This window comes from Anaerovibrio lipolyticus, assembly GCF_021531495.1.
Classification (GTDB): domain Bacteria; phylum Bacillota; class Negativicutes; order Selenomonadales; family Selenomonadaceae; genus Anaerovibrio.
Map to the genome: position 1 here is coordinate 1 of NZ_JADYTY010000045.1, position 10350 is coordinate 10350.

Annotated in this window: 8 protein-coding genes; all 8 read left to right on the forward strand. The window is 44.0% G+C overall.

The genetic code is table 11. The annotated features are described in order from the left end of the window. Positions 1–325 precede the first annotated feature (325 nt). The 8 genes from gatC (at position 326) to I6E26_RS11335 (ending at position 10314) form a co-directional block, all read left to right on the forward strand. Positions 326–616: an Asp-tRNA(Asn)/Glu-tRNA(Gln) amidotransferase subunit GatC gene (gene gatC, locus I6E26_RS10405; protein WP_235321799.1), complete on the forward strand. Its 291-nt coding sequence runs from the start codon at positions 326–328 to the stop codon at positions 614–616. A 15-nt stretch (positions 617–631) separates the two neighbouring features. Further along, positions 632–2101, forward strand: coding sequence for an Asp-tRNA(Asn)/Glu-tRNA(Gln) amidotransferase subunit GatA (gene gatA / locus I6E26_RS10410; RefSeq protein ID WP_235321800.1), 1470 nt, complete (start codon positions 632–634; stop codon positions 2099–2101). Between the two features lie 2 nt (positions 2102–2103). After that, complete coding sequence (gene gatB, locus I6E26_RS10415) at positions 2104–3543, forward strand: Asp-tRNA(Asn)/Glu-tRNA(Gln) amidotransferase subunit GatB (protein WP_235321801.1); 1440 nt, start codon at positions 2104–2106, stop codon at positions 3541–3543. Positions 3544–3707: 164 nt separating this feature from the next. Next, positions 3708–4286 carry a hypothetical protein gene (locus tag I6E26_RS10420; protein WP_235321802.1) on the forward strand — a complete coding sequence of 193 codons (579 nt, stop codon included), beginning with the start codon at positions 3708–3710 and terminating at the stop codon, positions 4284–4286. Between the two features lie 72 nt (positions 4287–4358). After that, positions 4359–5510: a chorismate synthase gene (gene aroC / locus I6E26_RS10425; RefSeq protein WP_328228061.1), complete on the forward strand. Its 1152-nt coding sequence runs from the start codon at positions 4359–4361 to the stop codon at positions 5508–5510. Between the two features lie 4 nt (positions 5511–5514). Then, a complete protein-coding gene (locus I6E26_RS10430; protein WP_235321803.1) occupies positions 5515–6039 on the forward strand; it encodes a shikimate kinase in 525 nt (174 codons plus the stop codon). A gap of 286 nt (positions 6040–6325) precedes the next feature. Next, on the forward strand, positions 6326–6670 hold the full coding sequence (locus I6E26_RS10435) for a hypothetical protein (RefSeq protein ID WP_235321804.1): 345 nt from the start codon (positions 6326–6328) through the stop codon (positions 6668–6670). Positions 6671–7014: 344 nt separating this feature from the next. Continuing rightward, entirely contained in the window at positions 7015–10314 is a 3300-nt protein-coding gene (locus I6E26_RS11335; RefSeq protein WP_235321805.1) for an autotransporter domain-containing protein, read from the forward strand. Positions 10315–10350 lie beyond the last annotated feature (36 nt).

Sequence of the window (10350 nt, forward strand, 5' to 3'; positions counted from 1 at the left end):
CCTGTAAGGGTATATGCCATGCCTCAGTAAAGAGTATATGTATGCCGTTATGCAAATAAGTCTTTGGCTCTACAAATCAGAAATTATAGATATAGGTATTGTTAATTTTAGGAATGTAAGTTAGCATTTTAGTGTAAAAAATTCTCGGTTGGCTGCTTAGCGAATGAGGGAGTTATTTTGGCAGGAGAACTGAAAATAGCAAATAACTCTGTTCTATGGCTAGCGTGATTGGTTAAGATAGTGTATAATATTAAGGTGTTTTATTGAAGATGGTGTATTATGCCCTTTGATATTAACAAGATTCGTGATTTGGATGGTGAGAAAAGTGAAAGTTACCAAAAAAGATATGGAAAATGTAGCAGTATTGTCTCGTTTGTCAATACCTGCTGACAAGGAAGAGCTTTATACCCAACAGCTTAGCGATGTGCTGGAGTATGTAGATAATCTCAGCGCTGTTCCTACTGATGATATTCAGCCAATGGCTCATGTATTGCCTGTAAGCAATGTATTCCGTGAGGATGTAGTCAAGGAATCCCTTAGCCGGGAGCTGGCTTTGTCCAATGCTCCTTTGAAGGACGATGGCTATTTCCGTGTGCCAAAGGTTTTGGAAGATTAATTAGGAGGGACAACTGTGAAATTGTTTGAACAACCTGCCCATGTCCTCCATGACATGCTGGTAAATAAAGAAATTACCTCTCTGGAGCTGACTCAGGCTGTATTGGCTAGAATTGACGAGGTAGAGGGTGATGTGCAGGCATATCTGACTATTACCCGTGAGGAGGCTTTGGCTCAGGCTAAGGCTGTAGATGAGAAAATCGCCAAGGGTGAGGAGATTGCTTTCTTGGAGGGTATTCCAGGGGCTATCAAGGATAATATCTGCACCAAGGGCATTAAGACTACCTGTGCATCTAAGATTCTTCAGAAATTCGTGCCACCATATGATGCTACTGTTATGCAGAAGCTGGAGGCTCAGAATCCTGTAGTTTTGGGTAAGACCAATTTGGATGAATTTGCTATGGGGGGTTCCACTGAGAACTCTGCTTACCATCCAACCTGCAATCCTTGGAATACTGATTGCGTGCCTGGTGGTTCCTCTGGCGGCAGCGCAGCAGCTGTAGCAGCCGGTACTGCTGTATGGGCTTTGGGCTCTGATACTGGCGGATCTATTCGTCAGCCAGCTTCTTTCTGCGGTGTGGTAGGCATGAAGCCAACCTATGGCCGTGTTTCCCGCTATGGTCTGGTGGCCTATGCTTCCTCCTTGGATCAGATTGGGCCTATTACCAAGGACGTAACTGACTGCGCTCATATTCTTAATATTATTGCTGGCCGTGATGAAATGGATTCCACCAGCTTGGATGTTCAGGTGCCTGATTTTACCAAGGCTTTGGTTCAGGATGTTAAGGGCCTGAAAATCGGTTTGCCAAAGGAATACTTTGTCAAAGGTATGGATCCAGAGGTAGAAGCAGCGGTAAAGAATGGTGTTAAGGAACTGGAAAAGCTGGGGGCAGAGGTAGTGGAGATTTCCCTGCCAAATACCGATTATGCTATTTCTACCTATTATTTAATTGCACCAGCTGAGGCTGCTACTAATCTGGCTCGTTATGATGGCGTAAGCTATGGTGAGCGGGCTGAGGATGCGTCTGATTTGGTGGAGATGATGACCAAGACTCGTACCCAGTATCTGGGCGAGGAGGTAAAGCGACGCATTATGATTGGTAACTATGCCCTTAGTGCTGGTTATTATGATGCTTATTATCTGAAGGCATTGAAGGTACGCCGTCTGGTGAAGGAAGATTATGATAAGGCTTTCAAGGATGTGGATGTTATTATCTGTCCTGCTGCTCCTTCTGTTGCCTATAAGATTGGGGAAAAGATTGCTAACCCATTGGAAATGTATTTGCAGGATGCCTGCACTGTACCTCTTAACCTGGCCGGCTTGCCTGGTATCAGCGTTCCTTGTGGTTACAACAAGGATAAGATGCCTATTGGTATGCAGATTATCGGCAAGGCATTGGATGAGGAAACTATCCTGAGAGTTGCCTATACATATGAGCAGAGCCAGTCCTACCATGAGGACAGAGCTCAGTTGGGAGGTAAATAAGTATGAGCTACGAAGCAGTCATTGGACTTGAAATACACAGCGAGCTAAAAACAAAAACTAAGATATTCTGTGGTTGCGCCACCTCCTTTGGTGCAGAGCACAATACCCATGTATGCCCTGTATGTTTGGGCCTGCCTGGTGTATTGCCAGTTTTGAATAAAAGAGTATTGGAATTTGCTATCAAGGCTGGTTTGGCCCTGAATTGCAAAATCAATAATTTTTCCAAATTTGACCGTAAAAACTACTATTATCCAGATTTGCCAAAGAATTGGCAGACTTCCCAGTATGATTTGCCAATCTGCGAGCATGGTTATGTAGATATTGAAACCTCTAAGGGCAAGAAGCGGATTCGCATTACCCGCATTCATATGGAGGAGGATGCAGGCAAGCTGGTTCACTCCGGTAACACCATTAAGGATTCTGAAACCTCTAATGTGGATTACAATCGTACTGGTGTACCTTTGATTGAGATTGTTTCTGAGCCTGATATGTCCACTCCAGAGGAAGCTCGTCTTTATATGGAGAAGGTAAAGTCTATTCTCCAGTATATTGATGTTTCCAACTGCAAAATGGAGGAAGGCAATCTCCGTGCAGATTTGAATGTTTCTCTCCGTCCAAAAGGCTCTGATGTATTGGGCACTCGTACAGAGATGAAGAATATTAACTCCTTTAAGGCTGTTGAGGAAGCTTTGGAGTATGAGATTGAGCGTCAGGAAGAAGTTCTGGAGGATGGGGGCCATATTATTCAGGAAACCCGTACCTGGGATCCTGATCGTGGTGTAACTCTTTCCATGCGCAGCAAGGAAAATGCCCATGACTATCGCTATATGCCGGAGCCTGACTTGGTGCCTATTATTACTTCAGATGAGGAAATTGAGAAGTTCCGGGAGAGTCTGCCAGAGCTGCCTGATGCTCGTCAGGCCCGCTTGGAATCTGAATATGGTCTTTCCAGCTATGACGCAGGTATTATTACCAGCTCTCGTCAGATGGCAGAGTATTTTGATGCTGTAGTAGCTGCTGGGGCTGATGCCAAGCTGGCTGCTAACTGGATTATGGGTGATCTGTCCAAGAATCTCAATGCTGAGGGGATTGGTATTGAGGAATCTCCTGTAGAGGCTCAGCGTTTGGGCGAAATGATAGGTCTGATTTCCAAGGGGACTATTTCCTCCAAGATTGCCAAGAAGGTATTTGAAGAAATGTGGAAGTGCCCTGACAGTCCTGAAAAGATTGTTAAGGATAAGGGCTTGGTACAGATTACTGATACCAAGGCTATTGAGGCTATTGTGGACAAGGTTATTGCCGATAATCCAAAGGCTGTTGAGGAGTACAAGGGCGGTAAGAAGAAGGCTATTGGCTCCCTGGTTGGTCAGGTTATGAAGCAGTCCAAGGGTAAGGCTAACCCTCAGATGGTCAACCAGCTTTTGGCTCAGAAACTGGATTAAGTATATAGTATTTACAATCCACAATTAATATAGTAAACTAGAGGTTACGTAAAAAGTTTGCTAATAATTACCTGTTTACACCTGTGCCTAGGCATGGGTGTTAATAGGCGGTTGGAGTCCGCCAGGGGACAGGTAGAAAATAATGTATGAGAAGGAGAGTTGCTATGTCTGAAGAGGAGAGTGTGTTAGACAAACGCCAGGAATGGGATTTTATTGTTGCAGGCTGGCCTAGTGAAGTTCGCAAGGCAGATTTGCTACTCACCGAAATGGAAAAAGAGCTGGATGATATGCTGGAGGTGGCAATTCAGCAGACTGTTAGTCGTTGCAAGCGCTATAGTCAGGAGCATGACTATCCATTTACTACCTTTCCGCTGAATAAAAGCTTGATTTTTTTCAATCGTGCTGTAGAGGAATTGGCTGTGCAGGATGTACCGGCTGGGGAAAAAGGCGATTTCCGCACTGCCCTTACAGAAAGATTCCTGAAATATTTGGATGATATGTTTAACACCATGCGGTCAGATGACCAGCGCCTCAGATTGAAGCAGGTTACTGAGCCTGATAGATTTCCTGGAGATATTATAGGCATGGCGTTGATTCATCAGTCAGTACGATATTTGTCTAAATATTTGGCAGCTCAGAAGGAAATGAAGCGGTTGGACTATCTGGTAGCCAATCGTGGTACTATTATTGAGTTGCTGAACAAGCATGTAACCTTGCTGAATCTGGGCAAGGAAATTTGTTAGCAAGGTATTTTCTCAGATTGCCGGAACAGGGCGAATTGGAGAAAAAATAGAATCTGAGTAAGAGGTGTGTGTATGTCTGGTTTGCGTTTTTTGACAGCAGGTGAGTCTCACGGGCAGTGTCTTACTGCCATTGTAGAGGGGATTCCTGCAGGTTTGTCTGTAGATATTGAGGCTATTAATGGTGATTTGGCTCGGCGGCAGCAGGGCTATGGCCGAGGTGGCCGCATGAAGATTGAAACTGACAAGGCTGAGGTTACCAGTGGAATTCGTTTTGGCGAAACTATGGGAGATCCCATCACTTTGCGGATTGTCAACAAGGACTGGCAGAACTGGACAGATCGGATGAGTGTTTTTGGCTCTGAATATGGAGACAAGGTAACGGCTGTCCGTCCAGGTCATGCAGATCTTACTGGCGTTTTGAAATACAATCGGGATGATGCCAGAGATATTCTGGAGCGGGCTAGTGCCAGAGAAACTGCTGCCAGAGTAGCAGTAGGTGGTTTGTGTAAGGAATTCCTGGCGGCCTGTGGTATTCAGGTAGTCAGCCATGTGGTAAAAATCGGCGGTGTAGCTGTAGATGAAGCTCGCATTAATAGAGAGGAAATCGGCAGTGGCAGCTCTGAACTGAATTGCTATGATGCTGTAGCTGAGGAAGCTATGAAGCAGAGGATTCAGGAGGCTATGGCTCAGGGAGATACCCTTGGAGGTGTTTTTGAGGTTATTGTCCGTGGCGCACCTTTGGGATTAGGCAGTCATATTCAGTGGGATCAGCGTTTGGATGGCAAGCTGGCTGCTGCCATGATGGCAATTCAGGCTATCAAGGGCGTGGAAATCGGTGCTGGCTTCCAATGTGGAGAGCTGCCAGGCAGTGAGATTCATGACGAAATGTTCCTGTCTCAGGAAGGACATGTTTATCGCAAAACCAATCGCGCAGGCGGTTTGGAGGGCGGCATGACCAACGGAGAGGAAATTGTGGTAAGAGCCTGCATGAAGCCTATTCCGACTTTGATGAAGCCTCTCCATTCTGTAGATATTGCTCAGGACAAGGAAGTGTTGGCCTGCAAGGAGCGCAGCGATGTCTGTGCTGTTTCTGCAGCCTCTGTGGTGGGAGAAGCCATGACGGCTATTGTTATGGCTCAGGCTGTGCTGGACAAATTTGGCGGCGATGCCATGTGTGATTTGTTGGCCAATATGGAAAGCTACAGAGCCAGAGTTCAGGGGTAATAGCATGAAAAATGTGGTTTTGATTGGTTTCATGGGTACAGGCAAATCCAGTTGTGGCCGAGCTATTGCTCAACAACTGGGGTATCGTCTGGTGGACTTGGACAAGGAAATTGAAACAAAATACAAAATGCCTATTCCTACCATGTTTAAGGTACATGGTGAGGACTGGTTCCGTCAGAAGGAAAAGGAAATGGTAGCTTATTGGGCTCACCAGAAGAATGTGGTAATTTCTACTGGCGGCGGCACTGTGAAAAATCCTGAAAATACTGCCTGCCTGAGAAAAAATGGGAAAATTATCTGTCTTCAGGCAGATATAGACACTCTAGTAGAGAGAACCTCCAGACAGGGAAGACGTCCCGTGTTGGATGCTAGGGCGGCTCAGCTAGGTGGCAATCGGAGAGCGGCTATTGCCTCTCTTTTGGAGGAGCGGCAGGAAATGTACAAAAACGCCGATTTGTATGTGGATACCGGCCGTTTAAGCCCTTTGCAGGTTGCAACCAGAGTCAGCGAATTTATCCGTAAATCCTAAAATAATAGGAATATTTTCCACGACTGTCTTGCTAGGGGGCAGATGTACTTCAGATGAATTCAAGACAATTGCTCTTGACAGCAATTCCCATAATGATATTATGGCCAATATAGCCTTTAAGTTCTAATACTAAGGAGAATATGGTGCGGGGATTTGATTTTCTCCGCACTCTTTTTTTGAAAGGAATCGAGTATATGAATAGTGAAGCAAGTAAATTTGAACATATCTCAAAGAAAATAATGTAGATAGCTTTAAATTCGAGGAACTGCATGATGAACACGATAGTGTGATTTTCCGTACATCTGTAATTCTGTATGGCCAGTCTATTCCTCTGGGTGTAATTATTGATGACACAATTTATGCCATGATAAGAGTTAATATTGCCGTGCATGCTATTACGGATGATAATTATTATGAAATCTTTAATCTGATTATGAGATTGAATAATAAAAGCAAATTATTCAAATACTATCTAACGCCAGATTTGTCAGTGATTTTGGATGTATGTATTCCCTATGAAAAGGACAATATATCCTGTCCGCTTCTATATAGTCTGGTAGCCGTAACCGTCAAGGAAATCGAGAAGAATTATGGTGAATTCATAAAGCTGCTATTTCCCCAAAATAAGTAAGAGAAGTAACTCATACGGCAGTTAAAGTATCCATATCTTCTCATTAGAAAGTTGAGAGATTATTCAAGGTCAAATCGACATCGCGATGTAGATTTGACCTTGCTTTTTTTTATTACGATATAATAGAGTTAAATTGATATTGTATTGTAGTTTATATTGGAGATGAAGAAGATGTAAAAAATGGGTATCAATCCTAGAATTGCGAATTTATGCCATTTTAGTTATGTCAGTATGAGTGGGAATAAAATATTTTCCACCACTGTCTTGCTAGGGGGGGCAGATGTACTATAATAGTGGTACACGAAGCTATTTTGTGAATAACTTATGGAAAGGAAGATAAGAGAGTGAAGAAAAACGACAGACAAAGATTTCTTGTCAGTTCGGTACTGCTAGGACTTTCGGCTGGACTGTCGGTTTTGCCTATGCCTAATGTGGCACATGCTCAAACGCTCAATGAGTATAAAGCAGATTTAGCTCAAAGATATCCTGCCTATCAGGCTGTATTGGCTAAAGAAGCTGCGGAATCCTCTAGAGCGGCTGGAGAAATTGTTGAAGCTAAGTCAGATGAATTAAAGACAATTGTTCTTGACAGCAATTCCCAGTATCAAGAGTTGCGTGCTTCTGGAGAAGGTACTGTAGTGCTTTCCGTAAAGGATAAGAGCGTTATTCAGCCTATGACTCTGAGACCAACCTATGGCTATGGTGAAACCGATCCCATTGGTCCTCATTATGAAGGTGGTTATATAGGCATTGCTTATGGTAATGTTGATTATGATCATCCTGAGAATATCAAGGACAATGCCGATAAATCTGCCGATATGACCAATGTTCAGTTCAAGGCTGAATCTGGTGATATCGTATTTATCAACGGAACCACCAAGGTGAAGGCGGAGAATCTCTATGGCGGTCAATGGTATCTGCCTGATGGATATGCTGAGGATGGAAAAATCAAAATTGGAGAGACGGAAGAACAACATTCTAATCCCAATGATGCTGGTGTTTACATTCCTGCCCATGCTATTCTCAAGCTGGAGGGTAATACCAAGTTTAATACCGAAGATTGGCAAGATTCGAAGGGACAAACCATATCTGGTAATAATTATATTATCCTGACGGAAAAGGGAACTTTGGAAGCAAATTCTGCTCAGATTTTCCAAAAAGGTATGGGATTGGATGGAACTAACACCAATCCAAATGGGGTACGTCAGGATGCCAATGACGCCATCAATTTCAAGGCTGGTAAATTGCTGCTGGATGATGAATCCTACAATGATGCATATTTGACTCAGGCCAACAAGCTGATTAAGGAAGCTGATAATGGCTCCACTGAGGTTGTAGTTAAGGATACTGCTACCAAGGCTGCACCAGTAATAAAGCTGGATGATGTACAGCATGATAATTATGCTGTTGGTGTTACAACTGATAAGTCTAAAATTACCTTGGGAAATGGTGGCGACTCTGCTGTAAATAAGCTTAATGCTACATATCTTAATATGGCTAGCACTGCAGATGGCAGTGCCAATAGCATTACAGTTAAGGATAGTAGAAATCTGTATCTGGGCAGTAATGCCAATAACAGGGAACTGATTACAGTAGATAATGAGAAGCCTGCCAAGAGTGTAGATGTACAGGTACAGGGCGGCAGTAAGCTGACCTTGGGCAGATTTGATGTACAGAACCGTCTGACAGGTGATGTAACCCTGACTGCAGATTCTGAAATATCTGTTGAAGCTGGTCAGCTTACCGTAGGAAAAATTGATGCTCAAACTGGCACTAAGATAAATGTTGGCAGTGGCTCAGCTCTCACTACCGAAGGTGGTATTAAGCTGACAGGGGCAACCATGCAGGTAAACGGTACTGTTCACAATACCAATATTACTGGTGATAATGGTTCAACCATTCTGATTGGTAATAATGCTTCGGCTGGTAAGATGCTTATTGGCGGATCTAATACAGCTGCCTTGACAGGCACCAAGGTTTTCCTGGATCCTGTTTGGAAGGATGGCGCTACGATTAGTGATGCCTCTCAGTTTGCTTTGGAGTCCTCCAACAATGTTGACTATCTTTTGACTGTAGGACGCAATTCCTTGGCCAGCCTTGGTACGGCAGACAGTTCAAAGGCTATTGCCGCCTTTGGCGGTACAGGCTTGAAGTGGGGCCAGAATGATATCTCGGCTGCCATGTATCTGGCTAAACCGGTAACAGTAGATGCTGCTGGTGGTATCAAGGTAGACGGCACAGCAACGGATATTGCCACCAATTCTGCTGTGGCTAATATAGCAGAATTTGCAGATAATTCCCTGCTGATGGTGGATGCTTCTACCCTTTCTGGTACTGCAGCTTTGACTGGAGCTGGAGTTGGAGCTGGAGCTAAATTGAAGGTTGCTGATAGTGCCAAGCTGTATCTGGATAATGTTTCCACTGGTGGTACTTATACCATAGCTACTAAATTTGATACAACATTAGCTAATGGCTGGTACAAGGAAGATGCAAATATCATCACAGGAAAATTGTTTAGTGCTACCCATAATACTGATAGCACCATAACTGCCTCCCGCAAGAAATTGCAGGAAGCTCTGCCAGGAGCCGTCCTACCTAATATTGTAGATAAGATGACCTTTAGCGCAGCAGAAAAGGCCAAGAGTCCTGCCTCTGAGTTCATTGCTCAGGCAACCAATGGTCTGTATTCTGACAGTATGTCTACAGCATTGATTAATGTAGCTGCTCAGCCAGCAGAAACAGTTGGTGCAACAGCGGCTGCTGTAGAGCACAGCTTGGATTTTGCTCAGCAGGCACAGGGGCATCTGTCCTTCTTTAATGGTGCTGATGTCAAGTCCGATCAGGCATGGATTAAATACGGTCACAGAAATGGTTCTGTAGATAGTTTGGATATTGGCGGTATGTCTACCGGTTATGATAGCAGCTTCAATGGTGTTACCGTAGGCTACGATCTGCCAGCTGTTGATTCCTTCCATCATGGCTTTGCCTTTAGTTATGGCAAAGGCTCAAATGATGGTGCCTGGGAAAATGATGACTTCAATACCAAGGGCGTAAGCTGGTATGGAAGTCTGAATACAGGTGATAACAATATGCTTTTTGATGTGGGTTATTATCACACAGAGCATGATGTTAATGGCATCTTCCATGCTAAACCAAAGACAGACGTCTTTACTATGGGTATTACCAATGAATTTAGACTGCCACAGGGCAATGATGGGTATGGTGCTATTGTACCTCATATTGGCCTGCGTTATAGCCATGTTGGTACGCCTAGATATTCAGGTTATTGGAAGGGTTCTGAGGCTTTCAGATACCATCCAGAAGGCAAGGACCTCTTTAGCTTGCCATTTGGTGTAGGGTATATTTATGAAAGCAAGAGTCCTGAACAGACAACCAGTTTCTATGCAGATCTTGCCTATGTACCTGTTTTCGGTGGGCGTTCTGCCGATATGAGAGTACAGGCATGCGGCATAGATGCAGAGGATGTATTTGCTTATGATGCCTCCTATGGTTCTGCCTTTGTGGGCAGCCTGGGTGTAAAGCAGGAAAGTGATTCCTGGGAATGGGGCTTGAGCTATCGTTATAGTGCTAATAGCAATCAGCATAGTAATGATATTATGGCCAATATAGCCTTTAAGTTCTAATACTAAGGAGAATATGGTGCGGGGATTTGATTTTCT